General features: G+C 66.8%; 1 protein-coding gene. It reads right to left on the minus strand.

The annotated features are described in order from the left end of the window. Nucleotides 1–394: 394 nt before the first annotated feature. Nucleotides 395–772, minus strand: a 378-nt coding sequence (locus tag G8767_RS35245; protein WP_166814288.1) for a helix-turn-helix domain-containing protein, incomplete at its 5' end; no start/stop codon positions are given.

The raw sequence follows: 772 nt of genomic DNA on the forward strand, positions 1-772 counted from the left end.
GGCTCTTCCCAGATGAGGGTGTAGGTCGGCCGGGCGCGTCGGTCCGCAGGTAGACGTCGAGGTCTCCCGACGATGGAGGTTCCTACGCCATCCATCCGAAAGACCTCGACGTGACCGACGCTACCCCGCCGGCCGGCTTCGGCCGCCCTGACCTGACCGCCTTCGCGTCTCATCCCAATCGACCCTGATCGAGTCTGCTGACCCCCTCGACGAGAACGCAGCGACATCACAGCCACCCAACCCCGACCGTCCGGGAAGCCGGGACACGTCACATGGCCTGTGCTGCGGGCGTGTCGAGTGGGTCGTCCAGGGGCGACGCAGGAGCGTCGACGCGACGTGCTGAGAGGTGGTTCCAGTCGAGCACTAGGACACCGGCTACAGGCATGGCGATAGGTCAGGAACGGCGTCGCTCCCTACGCAGGAGGGAGCGCAGAGTCTCGGCGTTCGCGTAGCCGACCCGTAGCGCGATCTCGGCGGAGGTGAGGTCCGTGGTTGCTGAGAGGTGCCGAGCTCGTTCGATGCGAAGCCGTTGGACGAAGCCGAGCGGAGTGAGGTTGAGCGCCGCACGGACTCGTCGTTCGAGGGTGCGCCGGCTGGTGCCGAGCGACTGCGCGACGAAGGCGACGTTGAACGGTTCGTCCAGGCGGGCGCGCACGAAGCGTTCGAACTCGACGACGATCGGGTCCTCGTGCCGGAGATGTTCGTAGGCGACGAAGGCCGCCTGCGACGGACGCTCGTCGATGATGAGGAGCTTGGCGACATGTTGGGCCAG

The sequence above is a fragment of the Rhodococcus sp. IC4_135 genome (assembly GCF_011602025.1).
Lineage (GTDB): Bacteria > Actinomycetota > Actinomycetes > Mycobacteriales > Mycobacteriaceae > Rhodococcus_F > Rhodococcus_F baikonurensis.